General features: G+C 66.3%; 18 protein-coding genes. 5 read left to right on the plus strand and 13 right to left on the minus strand.

Annotated elements, in window-relative coordinates; translation table 11 throughout:
• Positions 1–5: 5 nt before the first annotated feature.
• Positions 6–1,052, minus strand: coding sequence for a hypothetical protein (locus Q8Z05_RS04750; RefSeq protein ID WP_305942340.1), 1,047 nt, complete (start codon positions 1,050–1,052; stop codon positions 6–8).
• A 55-nt stretch (positions 1,053–1,107) separates the two neighbouring features.
• Positions 1,108–1,986, minus strand: coding sequence for a phosphatidylinositol-specific phospholipase C/glycerophosphodiester phosphodiesterase family protein (locus Q8Z05_RS04755; RefSeq protein ID WP_305942341.1), 879 nt, complete (start codon positions 1,984–1,986; stop codon positions 1,108–1,110).
• A 229-nt stretch (positions 1,987–2,215) separates the two neighbouring features.
• Between Q8Z05_RS04755 and Q8Z05_RS04760 the strand changes: the two genes are divergently transcribed.
• Both Q8Z05_RS04760 and Q8Z05_RS04765 read left to right on the plus strand, forming a co-directional pair.
• Entirely contained in the window at positions 2,216–3,862 is a 1,647-nt protein-coding gene (locus Q8Z05_RS04760) for an alkaline phosphatase D family protein (RefSeq protein ID WP_305942342.1), read from the plus strand.
• A complete protein-coding gene (locus Q8Z05_RS04765; protein ID WP_305942343.1) occupies positions 3,859–5,139 on the plus strand; it encodes an alkaline phosphatase family protein in 1,281 nt (426 codons plus the stop codon). The genes Q8Z05_RS04760 and Q8Z05_RS04765 overlap by 4 nt, the downstream gene beginning before the upstream one ends.
• 69 nt (positions 5,140–5,208) lie before the next feature.
• Here Q8Z05_RS04765 and Q8Z05_RS04770 read toward each other — a convergent pair whose 3' ends face one another.
• On the minus strand, positions 5,209–5,427 hold the full coding sequence (locus Q8Z05_RS04770) for a hypothetical protein (RefSeq protein WP_305942344.1): 219 nt from the start codon (positions 5,425–5,427) through the stop codon (positions 5,209–5,211).
• 104 nt (positions 5,428–5,531) lie between these two features.
• Between Q8Z05_RS04770 and Q8Z05_RS04775 the strand changes: the two genes are divergently transcribed.
• The gene (locus tag Q8Z05_RS04775) at positions 5,532–6,104 is read left to right on the plus strand and encodes an MOSC domain-containing protein (RefSeq protein ID WP_305942345.1); all 573 of its coding nucleotides are present in this window, start codon (positions 5,532–5,534) and stop codon (positions 6,102–6,104) included.
• Positions 6,105–6,156: 52 nt separating this feature from the next.
• Here Q8Z05_RS04775 and Q8Z05_RS04780 read toward each other — a convergent pair whose 3' ends face one another.
• Together Q8Z05_RS04780 and Q8Z05_RS04785 are read right to left on the minus strand one after the other, a co-directional pair.
• Positions 6,157–7,803 carry an HNH endonuclease signature motif containing protein gene (locus Q8Z05_RS04780; protein ID WP_305943483.1) on the minus strand — a complete coding sequence of 549 codons (1,647 nt, stop codon included), beginning with the start codon at positions 7,801–7,803 and terminating at the stop codon, positions 6,157–6,159.
• 307 nt (positions 7,804–8,110) lie between these two features.
• Positions 8,111–8,698: an adenylate kinase gene (locus Q8Z05_RS04785; protein ID WP_371745968.1), complete on the minus strand. Its 588-nt coding sequence runs from the start codon at positions 8,696–8,698 to the stop codon at positions 8,111–8,113.
• 202 nt (positions 8,699–8,900) lie between these two features.
• On the opposite strand from Q8Z05_RS04785, the gene Q8Z05_RS04790 reads away from it, so the two are divergent.
• Positions 8,901–9,074 carry a CsbD family protein gene (locus tag Q8Z05_RS04790; RefSeq protein ID WP_305942347.1) on the plus strand — a complete coding sequence of 58 codons (174 nt, stop codon included), beginning with the start codon at positions 8,901–8,903 and terminating at the stop codon, positions 9,072–9,074.
• 85 nt (positions 9,075–9,159) lie between these two features.
• Here Q8Z05_RS04790 and Q8Z05_RS04795 read toward each other — a convergent pair whose 3' ends face one another.
• The 8 genes from Q8Z05_RS04795 to Q8Z05_RS04830 all read right to left on the minus strand — a co-directional run bounded on the left by Q8Z05_RS04795 (position 9,160) and on the right by Q8Z05_RS04830 (position 17,654).
• Entirely contained in the window at positions 9,160–9,558 is a 399-nt protein-coding gene (locus tag Q8Z05_RS04795; protein ID WP_305942348.1) for a DUF6221 family protein, read from the minus strand.
• 198 nt (positions 9,559–9,756) lie between these two features.
• The gene (locus tag Q8Z05_RS04800) at positions 9,757–10,782 is read right to left on the minus strand and encodes an LLM class flavin-dependent oxidoreductase (RefSeq protein WP_305942349.1); all 1,026 of its coding nucleotides are present in this window, start codon (positions 10,780–10,782) and stop codon (positions 9,757–9,759) included.
• An 87-nt stretch (positions 10,783–10,869) separates the two neighbouring features.
• Complete coding sequence (locus tag Q8Z05_RS04805; RefSeq protein WP_305942350.1) at positions 10,870–12,348, minus strand: mannitol dehydrogenase family protein; 1,479 nt, start codon at positions 12,346–12,348, stop codon at positions 10,870–10,872.
• Positions 12,349–12,351: 3 nt separating this feature from the next.
• The gene (locus tag Q8Z05_RS04810) at positions 12,352–13,302 is read right to left on the minus strand and encodes a carbohydrate kinase family protein (protein ID WP_305942351.1); all 951 of its coding nucleotides are present in this window, start codon (positions 13,300–13,302) and stop codon (positions 12,352–12,354) included.
• Between the two features lie 2 nt (positions 13,303–13,304).
• Positions 13,305–14,366, minus strand: a complete 1,062-nt coding sequence (locus Q8Z05_RS04815; protein WP_305942352.1) for an NAD(P)-dependent alcohol dehydrogenase — start codon at positions 14,364–14,366, stop codon at positions 13,305–13,307.
• 35 nt (positions 14,367–14,401) lie between these two features.
• Positions 14,402–15,316 carry a carbohydrate ABC transporter permease gene (locus Q8Z05_RS04820; RefSeq protein WP_305942353.1) on the minus strand — a complete coding sequence of 305 codons (915 nt, stop codon included), beginning with the start codon at positions 15,314–15,316 and terminating at the stop codon, positions 14,402–14,404.
• Entirely contained in the window at positions 15,313–16,281 is a 969-nt protein-coding gene (locus Q8Z05_RS04825; protein ID WP_305942354.1) for a carbohydrate ABC transporter permease, read from the minus strand. Before Q8Z05_RS04825 ends, Q8Z05_RS04820 begins: the two co-directional genes overlap by 4 nt.
• 20 nt (positions 16,282–16,301) lie before the next feature.
• Complete coding sequence (locus tag Q8Z05_RS04830) at positions 16,302–17,654, minus strand: ABC transporter substrate-binding protein (RefSeq protein WP_305942355.1); 1,353 nt, start codon at positions 17,652–17,654, stop codon at positions 16,302–16,304.
• 277 nt (positions 17,655–17,931) lie between these two features.
• Between Q8Z05_RS04830 and Q8Z05_RS04835 the strand changes: the two genes are divergently transcribed.
• Complete coding sequence (locus Q8Z05_RS04835; RefSeq protein ID WP_305942356.1) at positions 17,932–18,855, plus strand: AraC family transcriptional regulator; 924 nt, start codon at positions 17,932–17,934, stop codon at positions 18,853–18,855.
• Positions 18,856–18,906 lie beyond the last annotated feature (51 nt).

Genomic DNA, 18,906 nt, shown 5'->3' on the forward strand with positions numbered 1-18,906 from the left:
CCCGGCTACTGCTTGAAGGGGACCTTTTCCCAGGACAGCGCGCCCGGGCCGGTGGCACTGTTGGAAGCGACAGTGAACCTCACATAGTTGGTGGCGTTGGCGGACCCGTCCACGGTGATGCGCTGCAGATCATCGGCAGCCTCCTGGTTGTAGATGTCCAGCCAGGGCGATCCTTGCGCGAGCGGCTGGTTTTCGGCATAGACGTGGCTGTCGCCGTTGATGAGATAGACCGGGCCGTCGAAGCGGTTGGTCTCTTCGACGATGGCCGCGATGACTTCCCGGAAGCCTGATACCGCGTCCGGGTTGGCGGTGGCAGCAGCGAGGAGCGAGGGGTCGAACATGTCGGCCTGGGTCATCAGGACGACTGCCCGGTCGTCGCGGCGGGCCGCGTCGTTGAACGTGTCCCGCACCTGTTCCAGGACGGCCTTCGTCCGGTGGTCCACTTCAGCCTGCTGTTCGGGCGTGACCGCCGTTTCACCGATGCCGGTCCATGGCTGGAGCGAGTTGTTGCTGCCCTGGATGTTCACCACGGAGAACGCCACACGGTTCCTGGTGAAGCGGACGTTTTCCGGCAGCCCCAGCTCTTCCTGGCTCTTGACCGGCATCGTCGCACCGAGGGTCTTGCCGGGCGCGTCAAAGAACACCTCCCGGAGCTTGGCCAGCCGTTCCAGCGGGTTGTACGCGCCGTTGTTTCCGCGGTGGCAGTCCACCCATTCGTTGTCACCGGGCGTGTAGACCAGCGGATGCTCGAACGTATCGAACTCGGAGCGGATGTGTTCGAAGTAGTCATCCGAACACACGGAGGATCCGTTCTTGATGTCGCCCACGTGGGCCACAAAATCCAGGCTGCGGTCGGAATTAATGTCCTGGATGCGCGAGGGGAACTTTGCGATCTCGGCCTCGCCGTAGGGGATGTCGCCGATGACACCGAAGCTGAACGCCTGCTGGTTGGCGGCCTCCTCTTCGCTGGCCGTGGCTGAGGCGGCGGGGGCAAGGGCCCCGACCGCGAGGAGGGCAGCAGCTGTCGCCGCGGAAAGAGTCTTGAAGGTCATGGTGGATTCCTTGGGGAGTTCGGAACTTTTGCGTGTGAGGGGTGATGCCGGGTGACTAGTCCCGGGCGAGGAGGAAGGATTGCAGCGCAGGGAGGTCATCGGTGTTGATGTGGTCAACACCGGCGTCGGCGAGCTCGGTCCACATTGCCTCGCGAGCCGTTCCGGGCTGGTCCGGAGTGGCCCAGAAGCGCACTCTGTAACCTGCCGCGTGGGCGGTCTCCACGTAGGCGTGCAGCCTGGCCCGCTCCGCCTCGGGCATGGGTCCGACACCCTGCCAGGTAAACAGCTTGGTCCAGTTGTCGCTCACCAGCGGCATGAGCGCGGCCGGCATCCCGGAGGTGAGGTCCGCGGAGCGTCCGTCGTAGAAGCTGAACCGTTTTTCCTGTGCCTGCATGGTGGCCAGCGGACGGTTGCCGCTGATGACGGCGGTAACCGGTCCGGTCTTGGCGGTGCCGTTGCTGTAGCGGCTCATGATGGCCCGGTGTTCGCCCAGTTCCTGTTCAATGGCCGCGTAGGTGGATTCGCCCTCGCTCTTGATATCGATCAGCAGCTGCAGGCTGCCGTCCCACTGCGGATACACGCTGTGGCCCTGGTTCCGCACGAGCTCCTCCAGCGGATCCAAGTACAGGCTCTCAAGGGTCACACCCGGCTTGACGTCTTCGCGGTCGTGGGCCACCAGGAGTTCGCCGTCGACCAGCCACACGTCCGCTTCCACACTGGTGAACCCGTGCTCGAGGGCGTCGAACAGCGGCCGGGCGTGTTCGTAGTCGTTGTGCGCGTGCGCGGATGCCAGGGGCTCCCCGAGGACTACGGCTGGTGCGGCGTGTCCTGCTTCGGCTGAGGGCGAGGCGGCCGGTCCAGCGACGGCAGCGCCCGCGATTCCGGTCAGGGACATGAGGGCCACGAGGGCGGTGGCAGCGCTTTTCACGAGCACGGAAGTTCTCCTTGGTGCGGATCAACGGGTGTCAGCTCAGGCGATCTGGCGCTGAGCGAGGGTGCCTGAAAAGAGTGCCCGCCGCGGAATAACGCGCGAGGACGGGACGGTTTCGGGCCCATGAACAGGCGTGGGCCATCAGCCAAAAAAGCAAACACTAGGCGAACAGCCGGGAAACAGCGGCCGGGAAAGCCCAATCCACTACTGGCCGGTAGGAATACTGGAAACCATGAACAACTTTACTCGTCGTCAAGTTCTGCGTTCTGCCGCAGCGGTGGCCGCAGCCGCGGGCACCGTGGTGGCTGCCGCGCCCGGCGCCGCCGCCACCGCGGCAAGCACGGGAGTCTTTGCCCACGGCGTCGCCTCCGGCGACCCCATGCCTGACAGTGTGCTGCTGTGGACCCGGGTCACCCCGTCGGCGGAGGCACTGCCCGGAAGCGGACTGGGCCCGGATGTCCCGGTGGGCTGGGAAGTCGCGGCTGATCCCGGCTTCAGGAAGGTGGCGGCCAGGGGCACCGCCAATACAGGAGCTGCCCGGGACCATACGGTCAAGGTCGTCGCCGGCCGCCTTTCGCCCGCCACCACCTACTGGTTCAGGTTCACCGTGGGCCAGTCAGTGTCCCCTGCGGGTCGAACCCGAACGGCTCCGGCGGCCGGCACCCAGGTGGACCGGCTGAAGTTCGGAGTGGTGTCCTGCGCCAATTGGCAGGCCGGCTATTTCTCCTCGTACCGCCACCTCGCCGCCCGCGGCGACCTCGACGCCGTGCTCCACCTCGGCGACTACCTTTACGAATACGGGCCGGGCGAATACCAGGCGCGCGACGTGGTGGTGCGTCCCCACGAGCCGGCGCACGAGATGACCCGGCTGTCCCACTACCGCCGCCGGCACGCCCAGTACAAGTCCGATCCAGACCTGCAGGCGCTGCACGCTGCCGCGCCGTTCATCGTGACTTGGGACGACCACGAATCGGCAAATGACGCCTGGAAGTCCGGTGCCGAAAACCACACTGAAGGCGCCGAAGGGGCATGGAGCGAACGGTTTGCCGCCGCGCACCAGGCCTACGCCGAATGGATGCCCGTACGCTACGAACCGGGCGGCCGGATTTACCGGCGGCTGGACTTCGGTTCTCTGGCAAGCCTGTCCATGCTGGATCTGCGCTCCTACCGGGACCAGCAGGCCGCCAGCGGTATTGACGGCGCGGTCAAGGACCCCGCCCGCACCATCACCGGCGCCGCGCAGATGGACTGGCTCCTGGGCAACCTTGAATCCACCGGTCCGCAGTGGAAGCTCGTGGGCAACCCCGTCATGATCGCCCCCGTCCGGGTCCCCTCGACGCTGAGCACCGCCGAACTGGCCGCCGTCCAGAAGCTGATGGGCGGCACCAGCATCAATGGCGTGCCTTACAACGTGGACCAGTGGGACGGCTACGAAGCGGACCGCAACCGCGTGGTCCGCCACCTTCGGGATAACGCCGTCAAGGACACAGTGTTCCTCACCGGCGACATCCACTCCGGCTGGGCCTGCGACATCCCCGCGGATCCGGCCAGCTACCCGGCAACCGGCGACTCAGTGGCCGCGGAACTGGTCTGCACGTCCGTCACCAGCGACAACCTCGACGATATCCTCAACGTTCCGCCCCGGACGGGATCCGTCGCCGTGGAGAACGCCATCAAGGCGGCAAACCCCCACGTGAAATACCTCGACTTCGACTCGCACGGCTACTCTGTCCTCGACGTGACGCCCGCCGGAGTGCGGATGGACTGGTACGTGCTCGCCGAACGCACCTCCCCCGGCTCAGAATCCGCGCTGTCCACATCGTTCAGCGTTCAAGCCAACACCGGAAAAGTCACACCGGCCCAGGGAGGACTCCTGTGAGCAGCCCAGCAACTACGCGTTCGACGCCGGGACGCCGGCAGTTCCTCCAACTTGCCGCCGCCGGCGGTGCCGCCGTCGTGCTCTCCGCCGCACAGGGAACGGCATGGGCCGCCCCGTCGGCGGGACGGACGCGGAGCTATGTGCTCGTGGTGGACGGCTGCCGCCCGGACGAGATCACCGCCGCCCTGACTCCCAGGCTGGCCGGCTTGCGTGCAGCCGGCACCAACTTCCCGGCGGCACGCTCGCTCCCCGTCATGGAGACGATTCCCAACCACGTGATGATGATGACGGGAGTGCGGCCAGACCGGTCAGGCGTTCCCGCCAACTCCATCTTTGACCGCGCCGGGGGCGTGGTCCGCGACCTCGACCGGCCCACCGACCTGCGCTTCCCGACGCTCCTCGAGCGTTTGCAGGAGCGCGGACTGACCACTGGGTCGGTGCTGAGCAAGCAGTACCTCTACGGAATCTTCGGGACCCGGGCCAGCTACCGCTGGGAACCCCAGCCGGTCCTTCCGGTGACTGGTCATGCGCCCGATGCCGCCACCATGGACGCCTTGCTGGCGATGGTAAGCGGCCCGGACCCGGACTTCGTGTTCACCAACCTCGGCGACATTGACCGCGCGGGCCATTCCGACCTTTCCGGGACAACGCTGCGCGCTGCCCGGGAGGCCGCCTTGGCGGACACGGATCTGCACGTTGGCCGCTTCATCGATCACCTCAAGAGCACCGGCAAGTGGGAATCCAGCGTGGTCATGGTGCTCGCCGACCACTCCATGGACTGGTCCATCCCGACGAACGTGATTTCGGTTGACCTGATCCTGCAGTCCCGTCCGGAGTTGCGGAAGAATGTCAAAATTGCCCAAAACGGCGGAGCTGACCTGCTCTACTGGACCGGGCCCGATGCGGACCGCGCAGCCGGCCTGGCCGCCGTCGAACAGTTGGTGAGTGCGCATCAAGGCGTGCTGTCCGTCAACAGGCCGGCCGGTCTCCGGCTGGGAGCAGAGGCCGGCGACCTCGTAGCGTATTGCCGGGCGGGCTGGCGGTTCTCCGACCCCTATGTGGCCTCCAACCCCATCCCGGGTAACCACGGGCACCCCGCCACCGAGCCCATCCCCTTCTTTATCTCCGGAGGCAGCCCCCTGGTGGTCCCAGGGACGGTGTCCTCCGACCCCGCAAGGACTGCCGATGTCGCCCCGACGATCGGCGACATTTACGGCCTGAGGGCCCCGGACGGCGGGTACGACGGAACTTCCAGATCCGGCTCGCTGCAGCTGTGACTTAGACGCGCGGACGACGGCGGGACCTTCCCGCCGTCGTCCGCTCGCCTTTTCTTTGTCCCCCCTGGGCTACCAGGTGGTGGCCTCCGAGCGCGAGGCGAGCCACTCCCCGTCCACGCGGATGAAGTCCATGCTGAGCTGAAGCGGCCACTTGGCCCGTGCCCCGTAGACGGTCGCGTCGGTGATGATCCTGCCCACCGGCCGGGCGGTGTCGCCGTCCACCATGGCCTCCAACTGGGCCCGGTAGTTTTCCAGGATCTCGGCCCGGTCCTGTTCGTCTTCAGTCATGCCATCAACGGTATTGGCCCCGGTCGAGTGGCGGGAGGACCTGTCAGGACATGCCATCACTTGGCCCGTGTGCCGGTTTCTCCGATGGGCGGTAGTTTTGGGGAATGACGGAAAGCTACCGGTATGACGTGGAGGTCCTGCATCTGCTCGTGTCTCCGGCGCACGCTTACTTCGGCAGAGCACGCGAGGGTGCCGCCGACGTCCCCACCACGGACGCCGACCATGTGGAACTCGTGGCCGGCAAGGGGATTGTGGGCGACAGGTTCTTCGGCAAGGCCGCCCACATGGATGCCGCCGTCACCCTGCTAGCGGTGGAGGCCCTCGAAGCTATGGCCGCGGAGCTGGGTGCCGGCCCTTTTGATCCGCTGCTGACTCGGCGCAACGTGGTCCTCAGGGGCGCCCAGCTGGCCCCGTTGCTGGGCGGGGAGTTCGCTGTGGAATCGCGCGGCGACGTGGTCCGGCTCAAGGCCGGGCGGCCCGCCCACCCCTGTGCCTGGATGGACCAGATGCTCGCCCCGGGCGCACACAAGGCCATGCGGGGACGGGGCGGGGTCCGCTGCCAGGTTATTTCGGGCGGCATCCTGCACCGCGGGCCGGCGGTGCTGGTCAGCCCCGTGCCGCTGGACCCCGGGCAGGCCGGCGTGCCGGACCTGCTCAGGCCATCGCGGTTGCCGTAGGACGGCCGGCCCCAACGGGTTAAGGTCGACGGCGGCGCGGCGGCGGACACGCCTACGCTGCCGCGTTTGCCTCGGAGGACAGAAAGAGCGCCCAGTCGCTGAAGGGGTCCTCGGGTAATGGTTGATCTGTCAGTTCGAGGTCGGGCGGCGGGTTTTCTAGCCACGGGTTTTCTGGCAGCAGGTTTTCGGCCCATAGGTTTTCTGGCCACGGGTTTTCGGGCAGCAGGTTTTCGGGCCACGGGACGTCTTGTAGCGGTGCTTCCTCTGGCCAGTGCGGTGGTGTCCAGTCGGGGTCATCCGCCAGTTCCGGCCAGTGGGGTGGTTCCCAGTCGGGTTGTTCGCTGGCGTAGGAGCGGCCTGTTGGTGAGGTCCAGCCGGGCGGATCGTTGGCGCTGGCCCCGGTGGGAGTCCAGGCCGTGGCGTGCTTGAGTCGGTGGTGCCTGGGACAGGGCTGGGCGAGGTTGCTGATCCCGGTGGTCCCGCCGTTCGCCCAGGCGAGGAGGTGGTCTGCCTCGTTGTCCAGGGAAGGGTTGCTGCAGCCCGGGAACGGGCATTTGCCGTCCCTCAGCCGCAACCACTGCCGCAGCGCTTTGGGAATCCGGTAGGCGGCCCGGCCGATCTCCAACGGCGCACCGTCCCGCGGGTCAGTCAGCACCCGCAGCAACGACGACGCCCCGTCGGCCACGAGCGCACGCGCCATCGACGGCGGGATGGGGCCGTAGCCGTCCAACATGGCCGGTTCCCCGGTCACGCCGAGCAGCGAGAACACCGGAACGGTGATCAGGACCTGCGCCGCCGGGGACGGAACACCACCACCCGGGGCAAGACCGTCAGACACGCCGTCCCCGCCCGGAACAGCGTCCGGAGCCTGTCCGCGGCCGGCCGTCAGGAGCCAGGTCGCGGCGACGTCGGCGCGGAGCTGGGTGAGGGTCCTGGTCTCGTCCGGGCCCTGGAGGGCACGGGCGGCACTGGTGGTGCGGTCCCAGATCCCGGCAGCGGTGTCGGCCGGGAGGTAGGCCGAGAGCCAGGCCATCCCGTCACGGTCCGGGACGTACTCCACCCGCCGCTCCGCGACGCCCCAGACGTGGCGTTCTTCGATGCTGACCGGGTGGTGGCGTTCCCGCCAGGTACGGACCTTGGCCCGGAACCGGGACGGGACGAGGTCCCCGGCCGGGCATCCGCGGGCTGGGTTTAGTGCGTCGGCGTCCAGGAAATGTGCCTCCAAGCCGGCGGCTCCAGCCCGGTCCAGGTTCGCGGTTTCATCCACCATCACCCTGGCGTGCTGCCACGAAATACGCCCCTCCCCCAGCGCTGAGAGCGTCAGCGGCAAGGTGGTGGTCAGGGCATGCGCCTCCGACAGCAACGCCCCGGCCGTGCGTTCACTGACCGTCAAAACGCACGCGACCTCAGCCCTTACCGCCATGTCCCGCACGGTGTGCTCCTGCGGGGACACGGCCGGCGGCGCGAGGGCTGCGGCTGTTTCAACGTATCCGGCGGCGAGAAGCACCTTCACAGCAGCCATACCTGCCTCGACCCGGGCCACCTCAGCCATCCCGTCCAGGCACGCATCCGCCCGGTCATGTAGCGGGTCAAAACTCTCCGCGCCCGGAGCGCCAGTCCCGCGCCGGACCACAGCAGCCAGCACAGCGAAGGACGCCTCAACGGCCTCCAACGCCTCCGCAACTGCCATGCATTCCATACCCAAAGCATCCCAGCAGGCACTGACATTTTTCAGCCATACGTCGGCTGCCTGTGCCCAAACGTCGGGGACCGGCCGGTACGTGATTCCCGGCCGCGGATTCTGCGCTGCCGTGGCCTCCGAGGAAATTCCGATGGCCTGTCCCGTGGAGATGAGGGTCAGCCATTCGTCGACGCCATGCACCAGCCGGAACTCCGTTCCAATGAGCGTGGATGCGAAGCGGTGGTCAGCGAGGGGCGCCGGACGACAGCGACGTCGACGCCTCCGTTCGCCAGGCCGCCCGCGGGGACGGGGGCTGTTGGGGCAGTCACGGCGCCCTGACCAGGGCCGCCGTGCCGGGGCTCCCGATGGCGTCCATGACCCTGTCGGTGACTTCATCGATGGCGCCGATGCCGTCGACCCGCGTGAGGATGGTGCGCCGGGCATACGTGGCCACCACGGCCTCGGTCTGCTCGTGGTAAAGGTCCAGCCGGTGCCGGATGACCGCTTCGTTGTCATCGCTGCGGCCAGTTTCCCGAGCCCGGCCCAGGAGTCGCTCCACCAGCTCCTCGTCGTCGGCCGTCAGCTGCAGCACCACGTCAAGCGTCAGCTCCCGGGCAGCCAGGACTCCGTCCAGGTAGTCGATCTGGGCCACGGTGCGCGGGTAACCGTCCAGCAAAAAGCCGTTGTCGACGTCGTCCTGGCTGAGGCGGCTGCGCACCATCTCATTGGTGACGCTGTCCGGAACAAAATCCCCGGCGTCCATGTACTTCCCGGCTTCGACGCCCAGCGGTGTTCCGCCTTTCACGTGGGCACGGAAGATGTCCCCCGTGGAGATCGCAGCCACGCTGAGCCGCTCCGATATGCGCTCCGCCTGCGTGCCCTTGCCGGAACCGGGCGGGCCGATAATCAACATTCTCGTCATTCGGCTGACCCTTCGTCGTGTCATTCGTGGACATTTGCCCCCATGCTAGGACGTTAAAGGTTGCGAGCAGGCTGCATCGAGCCTCCGAACAAATTCAGTCAGCATGCTTACTATCGGGCGGGTTTCGGGTTTACGATGAAGTTGTGAGCCGCAGGCGGACCGCCGGCGGCTACCAACCGGAGGGAGTTTCACCATGGGTCTGGATGACAAGATCGAGAATGCTGCCGAGAAGCTTGGCGGCAAGGGCAAGGAAGCCGCCGGAGAGGCCAAGGGCGATCCGAACCTGAAGGCCGAGGGCCAGGCTGACCAAACCAAAGCGGACCTGAAGCAGGCTGGCGAGAAGGTCAAGGACGCCTTCAAGGAATAAGCGCCAGAACGCTGCCACAAGGCAAGCTAACAACAGGAAGGGTGCCATCCGGCCGAACGGGTGGCGCCCTTCTTTGCGGCAAGTCCTACCCCGTGACGGCCCAGCCCTCCTGGTACTCGGGGTGCCAGCCGTACACGGAGGCGAGGCACATCAGCACATACTCGCTGGTCCCGCCCATTTGCGACGGTATGTCGGTCACCAGCGGCACGTTGGCCAGGATCTTCCGCTTGGCAGCGCACTCGGCCAGCACCCGCGCGGCAGTAAACGGCGAAACTTCGAGTCCGGTCCGGACCACCGGCTGGCCCTGGCCGCCCGGGCCCGGCCCCGGGCCGCCACCCCCGCGCCTCGCCTCGAGTTCGGCGGCAGCCGCAGCGGCACCCGCAGCCTCCAACTCAGCAGCGGCCGCCTCGGCTGCGGCCAACTCCACCGCGGCCGCCTCGTCCTCGGCAATCCGGGCTTCCAGGAATTCGATGATGTCCGCCATGCCCCCCATTCTTCTGCGTCGGCATCCTTCCCCGAAAACCGGTCCGGCCTGCGAAACGGGATAGCCGCGCTTCCGAACGGGACTAGAGTTAGGAAAGTGCATGCAAATGCATGAATAATTCGAAGGATCAACCAAGGAGATACCCGGTGAAGACCCGGCCCTCCCAGCGTCGTCCGCTTCCGTTAACCGATCTCCCGCTTAACCGATCTCCCGGTTGACCGCCGGCATGATCTCGGTGGCCAGAAGCTCTATGGAGCGGGCGGTCTCGGCAAACGGCAGGCCGCCCAACCCGATCTGCGCCATGTAGCGGCTGTTGCCCAGGGTCTGGTGGATCTCGAGGAGCTTCTCGGTGATCTGCTGCGGGCTCCCCACCAGCAGTCCGCCGCCCGGCTCTGACCAGTCGTCAAAGGTGGAGCGCGGGAAGTGGTCCACCGGGCGGGGCATGTTCTGTTCGAAATAGGCCCGGTAGTGCGGGTAGAAGGTGTCCCGCGCCTGCTGCGAGGTGGCGGCTGCGTAGAAGTGTCCGCCCACACCAATCGGCAGGCTTGCCGCATCATGTCCGGCCTCGTCGGCGCTGTGCCGGTAGAGGTCGGCGAGTCGGCGGAACCGCTGGGGCCCGGCGAGCAGGGCGATGAACAGCGGGAGTCCAAGCCGGCCTGCCCGGGCAAAGCTCGCCGGGGTCCCGCCCACGCCCACCCATACCGGGAGCTGCTCCTGCACGGGGCGGGGCGCGATGTCCATGCCCGGAATACTTTGTGTCAGGGTCCCCTCCCAGCTCAGGGAAGCGTTGTCCCGCAATTCGAGAAGCATGCGCAGCTTCTCGTCGAAGAGGCCGTCGTAGTCTTCAGCGTCGTGGCCGAACAACGGGTAGGACTCGATGAATGCCCCGCGGCCGGCGATAATTTCCGCACGGCCATCGGAGATCAGGTCCAGGGTCGCGAACTGCTCGAAGAGCCGCACGGGATCCTGCGTGGACAGCACGGTGACGGCGGTGCTGAGCCGAAGGTTGGTGGTTTCCCGCGCAATGGCAGCGAGGACGATCTCGGGAGCAGACAGGGCAAAATCCCGTCGGTGATGCTCACCCAGGCCCAAAAAGCTGAGGCCCGCCTGGTCCGCCAGCTTGGCCAGCTCGATGATCTCTGCGAGGCGCTGACGCGGTGACACCGCGCTGCCGGTGCTGATGTCGCGGGAAAGCTCGCCGAAGGTGAAGATGCCAAAGTCCATATTTTATTGAACATTCAACCTTCTGGATTCATTCCGTGGTGAGGCGTACGACGACGGGACCTCCCGCCGTCGTACGCTTGCAAACCGCTACGAACGGGCCGCCAGCGATTCCAGGGCAGCCCGGGCGCCGACCCGGTGGAGGTCATCAAGGGCCTGGGTGTAGGCCGCCACGAAGACCGGATTGTCGATCAGGTCGCCGAAGACTTCACGGTTGGAAATGAAGGCGAGCGGCTCCTCGCGCTGCCGTGCCGCCGCTGCCATCAGCGGTTCCTTCAGGCGGTCGACGACGTCGATGGGGTTTCCCTGTTCATCGGTGCCTTCGTCGTAGCGTGCCCAGCTGGCCACAATCGCCGCGGAGCGGGCGATCTCCCCGCCCCGCTCCAGGTTGATGCGGATGACCGGCACCAGCCACTTGGGGATCCGGTCCGAACTTTCGGCGCACAGCCGGGCCAGGGTGTCCCTGACGTGCTCGTTGGAAAACCGCTCAATCAGGGTCCGCTTGTAGGCATCGAGGTCGATGCCGGGCACGGGGTGCAGCGTGGGAGTGGCTTCCTTGTCCATGTAGCCGAGCAGGAACTGCGCGAACTGGGCGTCCTGGGCCACCTCATGGGCGTAGCGGTAGCCGGCGAGGTAGCCGAAATAGCACATGCCCTGGTGGCTGACGTTGAGCAGGCGCAGCTTCATCAGTTCGTACGGTTCCACGTCCGCCACCATCTGGACTCCGGCGTCCTCGAACGGAGGCCGGCCCAGGCTGAAGTGGTCTTCGAGCACCCATTGTTCGAACGGTTCGCACACCACGGGCCAGGCGTCCTCGACCCCGAATTCCGCCGCGATCGCCTCGCGGTCGGCGTCGGTGGTCACCGGGGTGATGCGGTCCACCATGCTGTTGGGGAAGGGGACATTGTTCTCCACCCAGCTCCCGAGTTCAGGGTCCTTGAGGGTGGCATACGCGGTGAACATCTTCCGGGCCACGTCGCCGTTGCCCTGGATGTTGTCGCAGGACATCACGGTGAAGGGGGCGAGCCCGCGTGTCCGCCGCCTGGCGAGTGCTTCCGTAACGAGGCCGAACGTGGTCCGCGGTGCGGCGCCGGGCTGGAGGTCGTGGACCACGTCCGGGTTGCCGGCGTCGAATTCGCCCGTGACGTGGTGGAAGTTGTAGCCGCCTTCGGTGACCGTGAGCGAAACGATGCGGATCGCCTCGGAGGCCATCTTCTCGATGACGGCCTCCGGGTCCTCGGGGGCAAAGAGGTACTCGATGATCGAACTGATGACCCGGCCTTCCCGGGTACCGTCCGGGTTCTTCACCACCAGCGTGTAGAGGCAGTCCTGGCTGTCCATGACCTGCTTCATGCGGGCATCCCCGGGCAGGACCCCCACCCCGCAGAGGGCCCAGTCGTGGGCCTGCCCCGCGTTCATCAGCCGGTCCAGGTACATGGCCTGGTGCGCGCGGTGGAAACCGCCGACGCCGAAGTGGACGATCCCGGCGGTCAGGCCGGACCGGTCGTAGGAGGGTACTGCCACCGAAGCGGACAACCCGGAAAGTACGCTGGGCTCGAGTGCAGGCATTGTCTAACCTTCCATTGCGGTGAGGGAGCCGGTCAAGGAACCCAGCTCGGCTGACGTGGGCGGGTTGGCGCCCGGCCGGGAACAGGTGATGGCCGCGGCCCTGTTCGCGTAGGCGGCCAGGGCGTGCAGTTCACCTGGAGTGATGTCCCGCAGACGCTGCCGTCCACCGGCGCCCAGCGCGTCCAGCTGCGCGAGTCCTGAGACCAGGCCGGCCATGAACGAATCCCCCGCCCCCACAGTGTCCGCCACAGTGACGGCTTCCGCCGGCATTTTCACGCGTCCATGCCGGGTGATGATGACCGGCCCGTTCGCGCCGCGGGTCAGGGCAACAAGTGCCGGGCCGAGTTCCAGCCAGGCTTGCAGGCTCTCCTCCAGGGCCCTGTCCGGGTAGAGCCAGGCGAGGTCTTCATCGCTGGCCTTGACCACGTCGCTCGCGGCCACGAAGAGTTCCGCCTGCGTGCGTGCCGCGGCCGCGTCAGGACTGATCCCCGGGCGGCAGTTCGGGTCGAAACTGACCGTCGCGTGCTCCCGGGCCGCCCGCACCAACGCGAGCGTGGCCTGGGCCCCCGGCGGCAACACGGCTGCGATCGATCCCGTGTGCACGTGGGTGGACGCCTCGACGGCGGCCAGGGCGGGCAGCGATGCCCCGTTGATGTCCCAGCTGATGCCGAAGACGTAGCTGGCGGCGCCGTCGGGATTGAGCGTGGCGGTGGCCGTTGACGTGGGTGCACTGCCGCCCCTGACCGCCGTCACCCCGTTGGAGTGCAGGTGCCCTTCGATCATGAGCCCGTACCGGTCATCCGCGTAGTGCGTCACGAGGTTGGTTGCCAGGCCCAGCCGCGCAGTCCCCACCGCCACGTTGAGGGGGCTGCCGCCCGGGTGTTCCTGGACTTCCCGCGGACGGCGCGGGTCGCTGATGATGTCCACGAGGGATTCGCCGATGACGGTGATCATGGTCAGCGGCCCGGGTAGACCACGGCTTTGAGCTGGCCGGGCTGCTTGCCTGCCTTGAGCGCGTCTTCGGATTCGGTGAGGGCGAACTTTCCGGTGACCAGGATGTCCAGGTCCACTTTTCCGTCGGCGATCAGCTGGATCGCCAGCGGCCAGGTGTTGGTGTAGCGGAACACGCCGGAGAGCCAGATCTCCCGGTTCTGGAGATACGAGACGGGGAGTTCGACGTCGTCCGCCCCCAGCCCGACCAGGATGACCCTGCCGGCGGGCCCCACGGCCTTGATGCCGGAACGGACGGCCTGCGGTGCGCCGGAAGCGTCAATGAACGCGTCGACGTCGAGCCCTTCCACGCTGTCCGTCCTCGCGTTCAGCGCGTGCGTCGCCCCGTGTTCCAGGGCGAACGCGAGCCGGTCCTCGGCGATGTCGCTGACGTAGATTTCGGTGGCGCCGAAGGCCCGGGCGGCCTGGGCGGCGATGATGCCGATCGGGCCCGCGCCGGCGATCAGGACCCGGCTGCCGGGCTTGATCCCGGCACGTTCGCACGCCCAAAGGCCCACCGAGAGGGGTTCGATGAGGGCTGCGGCTTCGTCGCTGACGCTGTCCGGGATGTCGTAGGCGAAGTCGGACTGGATGGTGACGTATTCGGCGAACGCGCCGTCGAACGGCGGGGTGGCGTAGAACTCGATGTCCGGGCAGAGGTTGTAGCGGCCTGCCTTGCACTGCTTGCAGGTGCGGCAGGGGCGCTGGGGTTCGACGGCGACGCGCTTGCCGATCCGGGCAGGATCTACGGCACTTCCGACGGCGGCGATCCGGCCGGAGAGTTCGTGGCCGAGGATCAGCGGGTGGTCCACGACGTAGGGGCCGATCCGGCCGTGCTCGTAATAGTGGACGTCGCTGCCGCAGACGCCGACGGCGGCCACCTGCACCAGGACCTGGTCGGCATCGAGCTGCGGGACGGGCAGGGTTTCCATTGCCATGTCGCCCTGGCTCTTCAGGATGGCGGCGCGCATGGTGGACGGCACTTCAGGCTGCCCGAGCTCTGCGGTCTGGGCGGTTGATGTTGTCATCTGGGTAATCCTCTGGGAATCGAAGGGGAATGACGTTACTTGACGGCACCGAGGGAGAGACCCTGGACGAGCTTGTCCTGGGCGGCGAAGCCGGCGAACAGCACCGGAAGGGAGATCACGACGGCGGCCGCGCAGACCTTGGCGAGGAAGAGGCCCTGCCCTGAGACGAAGCCGGTCAGGAAGACCGGGGCGGTGCCTGCCACCACGCCGGTGAGGACCCGGGCCAGGAGCAGTTCGTTCCAGCTGAAGATGAAGCAGATCAGGGCGGTCGCGGCGATGCCGGGCATGGCCACGGGGGCGATGATTTTGCGAAGCGTCAACAGGAGGTTGGCGCCGTCGATCTGGGCGGCTTCCAGCATTTCGACCGGCACTTCGGCAAGGAAGGACCGCATCATCCACACCGCGATCGGCAGGTTCATGGACGTGTACATCAGGATCAGGAACCAGATGTTGTCCAGCGCTCCGACGGTCCGGGCGAAGAGGTACAGCGGGAGGATTGCCGCCACCACGGGCATCATTTTCGTGGAGAGGAAGAAGAACATCACGTCGGTCCATTTCTTCACCGGCCGGATGGAGAGGGCATACGCCGCGGGAATGGCCAGGACCAGGACGAGGACCGTGGACAGGATCGACGCGGTGGCGGAGTTGATCAGCGCCGGCCACGGGCTGACGCCGGACGTTTCGCCGAAGAACTCCCGGTAGGCGTCCAGGGTGAGGTTCGCAGCGATGGACGGCGGATTGGTGGCGGCGTCCGTTTCGGAGTGGAAGGACGTCAGGATCATCCACAGAACCGGGGCCGCGAACAGCAGGGCCAGCAGCCAGGCCGCGATGCCGGCTGCTGTGTTGTTGCGGGTCGGGTCCATCCGGGACTTGCCGCGGCGGACTGGTCCCGTGGCACGTGCGGCGGGCGGTGTTGCCTTGCGGGGAGCGGCGGGGGTGAGGGTGCTCATCGTGCTGCCTCCTTCTTGAAGAGCGAGAATACGGTGCGGAGCGCGAAGGTCGCCACGATGATGGTGCCGATGACCACCACGACTCCGGCGGCCGAGGCCAGTCCGTATTCGTTGGCGAAGTAGAACGTCTGGTAGATGGCGTAGGGCAGGTTGGCGGTGCCCAGTCCGCCGGCGGTGAGCGTGAAGACGGCGTCGAAGTTCTGCACGATGTAGATCGCTCCGAGCAGACCTCCGAGCTCCAGGTACTGGCGCAGGTGCGGCAGCGTGAGGTGGCGGAAGATCGCCCACGGGGTGGCGCCGTCCATCTGGGCGGCTTCCACGGTGTCCATGGGCCGGGATTGCAGCCCCGCCAGCAGGATGAGCATCATGAACGGCGTCCACTGCCAGACGAGCGAGATGATGACTGCCATCAGCGGCGCCTGGGACAGGAGGTCCAGCTGCGGCGGCGTGGTGCTGCCGAAGAGGGACCAGACCCAGGTCAGGATTCCGTTGATCAGCCCGTAAGTGGGGTTGAGGAGGGCGTGCTTCCAGATGAGGGCCGCGGCCACGGGCACCACCAGGAACGGTGCGATCAGCAGGGTCCGTGCCAGTCCGCGGCCGATGAATTTCTTGTCCAGCAGCAGGGCCAGTCCCAGCCCGATGACCAGGCTCGCCAGCACCACGGAGACGGTCAGGAGGATGGTGGTGAAGATCGCCTGGCGCAGGTCCGGATCCGTGAGGACGGTGACGTAGTTCTCGACGCCGGCGAAGGCGGTCTTGTCCGGGCTCAGGCTGTTCCAGTTCATGAACGAGATGATCAGGGTCACCACGAACGGAAGCTGGGTGACGATGATGAGGAAGATCAGGGCCGGCAGCAGCGGTGCGCGCCGTGCCCAGGCCAGGGCGCGTTCCCGCGACCGTGCGTTTCGTGTCGGTGTGGCTGCATTGCGTCCCGGGCGGGAGATGCGCGCCGTTGCGGTAGTCATGATGTTCTCCTGCGGTTCGGTTAAGGCTGCTTGTACTTGTTGCCGACTTTTTGTGCGGCTTCCTGGCCCTTGGCCAGCGCGTCAGCCACGGTGCCCTGGCCTGCGATGGCGGAGCTGACGCCCTGGGAGACATTGGTTCCCAGCGCAGCAAACTCGGGAATGCCCACAAACTGGATTCCGACGGCGGGGCGTTCCTGCGCTCCCGGATTCTTCGGGTCGGCGTTCTCAATGGCGAAGCGCTCGGCCTCGAAGAACGGAGCCGCCTTCTGGAATTCGGCGTTCTCGTAGGTGGAGATGCGCTTGCCGGACGGAACCTTGGCCCAGCCGAGCTTGGAGGCGACCAGCTCTTCATATTCCTTCGAGCTGGCCCAGGCGATGAATTTCCCGGCAGCATCCTGCTTTTTTGAGGCAGCCTGCATGGCCCAGGACCAGGTCCACAACCAGCCGGAGGATTTGGTCTCCTTGATCGGAGCCTGGGCGTAGCCGATCTTGCCCTTCACAGGGGAGGCGTCGGCTTCCAGGGCTCCGGCAGCCGAGGTGGCGTCGTACCACATGGCCACTTTGCTTTGGCTCATATTGTTCAGGCACTCGGTGAAGCCGGCCTGGGCGGCGCCCAGTTCACCGTGTTCGCGGACCAGTTTGGTGTAGAACTCGACCGCCTCGGTGAATTCCGGGGAGTTAACCTGCGCGTTCCAGTCCTTGTCGAACCAGGTGCCGCCGAAAGTGTTCACCACAGTGGTCAGCGGTGCGAAAACCTGGCCCCAGCCGGGCTGGCCACGAAGGCAGATCCCCTTCATGCCCGGGGCCGCGCCGTCGACCTGTGCAGCGATGTCCGCGACCTCATCCCAGGTGGGCTTCTCCGGCATCGTCAGGCCCTTGGCCTCGAGGATGTCTTTCCGGTACATCAGGAAGGATGATTCGCCGTAGAACGGTTCGCCGTAAAGCTTGCCGTCTTCGCCGGTAAGGGACGCCGTGTAGGCCGGAAGGATGTCGTCCTGGTCAAAACCGGGGTCATTGGCCACGCTGTCCAGCGGGGCGAGCCAGCCGTTGGCGGAGTAGAAGGGGATCTCGTAGTTGGACAGGGACGCAACATCGTACTGGCCGGCCTGGCTCGAGAACTCCTGGCTGATCTTGGCCCGGACGTCGTTCTCGGGAAGGATCGTGTAGTTGACCTTGACGCCGGTTTCCTTGGTGAAGTTATCCGCGGTGAGCCGCTGGAGGTCCTCCATCTGGGGGTTGTTCACCATCAGGACATTGATGGTGTTCGGATCATTGGCGGAATTGCCTCCGCCGGCACCGGCACAGGCCGAGGCGCTCAAGGCGACGCACAAGGCTCCGGCGGCCAGGGTCGCAGCACGCATTTTTGTGCGCATTCAAGGACTCCTTTGTTCTTCATGGGGGTGCACAGCCGCCGCACCCCGACTGCTGCGTCGACGTACCGGACTGGTGCGGGGCTTGGCATCGGAGACCCGATGTGCCGCGCTGATGTTCCTCAACTGTAGGTGTGTGCGGTAGGGCACAACTAGCGTCCTGCTTGCCCAAATCTGATACTTATTTTCCGTGCCGTTCCACCGTGGCAGGGGCTAACCTTGGGGAAGGCTCCCTGGAGCCGTCCATTTTTCATAACCACCCAGCCCACGGAGAACCACCATGACTGCCGCCGAGCCTACTGACGGAGCAACGGCCAGGCTGGCCGAACGGCTGCTGGGGATGCGTGCCAACCGGGAAATCATCCCGCCCGATCCCAACCATTCCGTCCGGTGGCACCAGCACGACTACCCCAGCCCCGTGGCACGGTGGAACTACCATCCCGAATACGAGATCCACCTGATCCGGAAGGGCACCGGGAAGTTCATCGTCGGAGACCATATCGGCACTTTCGAGGCCGGCCACGTGGCGCTTGTGGGGTCTGGGCTGCCGCACGACTGGGTCAGTGACCTTGAGCCCGGTGAAGTGCTGGAGAACCGGGACGCCGTCATCCAGTTCGACGCAAAATGGGTCGAACAGACCGCGTCCCTTGTCCCGGAGATGGTTGAGGTTAAGCCCCTCCTGGAGCAGTCCGCCCGCGGGATCGAATTCCTGGGCCGCTCAGCCGGGAACGCGGCCGCAGCCATCGAGGCGATGGGCGCCTCCACTGGCCTGGAACGGCTCCACCACCTCTTTGAATTATTTGCGGTTCTTGCCCATGCACCGCAGGAGGAACGGCGCTATCTGGCGGACGAGTGGTTCCGGCCGCAGCTGGACAGCCAGGCCGCCGCCGTCGTCGATCTTGTCCTGGAGTACGTGTTCACCAACCACGCCGGAAGCGTGACGATGTCGGAGGCAGCGGCGCTGGTGGGCATGCCGGAACCCACCTTCTCGAAATACTTCAAGCGCGCCACCGGCCAGAACTTCAGCGACCTGGTCCGCAAGCTCCGGCTGGCCCACGCACGGCGGCTCCTGGAGCGCAGTGACAAAGCGATCTCCGAGATCTGTTACGAGGTGGGGTTTTCGAACCTCTCCAACTTCAACCGGCATTTCCTCAACGACGCAGGCGAAACCCCGCGGCAGTACCGCCAGCGGGTCCAGGGCTGACCTTTCAAGTTCGCCCGTGAGTGGCTAGTATGTTTCTTCTTCAGACGGTGT

It is taken from the genome of Arthrobacter oryzae (assembly GCF_030718995.1).
In the GTDB taxonomy this organism is placed as follows: domain Bacteria; phylum Actinomycetota; class Actinomycetes; order Actinomycetales; family Micrococcaceae; genus Arthrobacter; species Arthrobacter oryzae_C.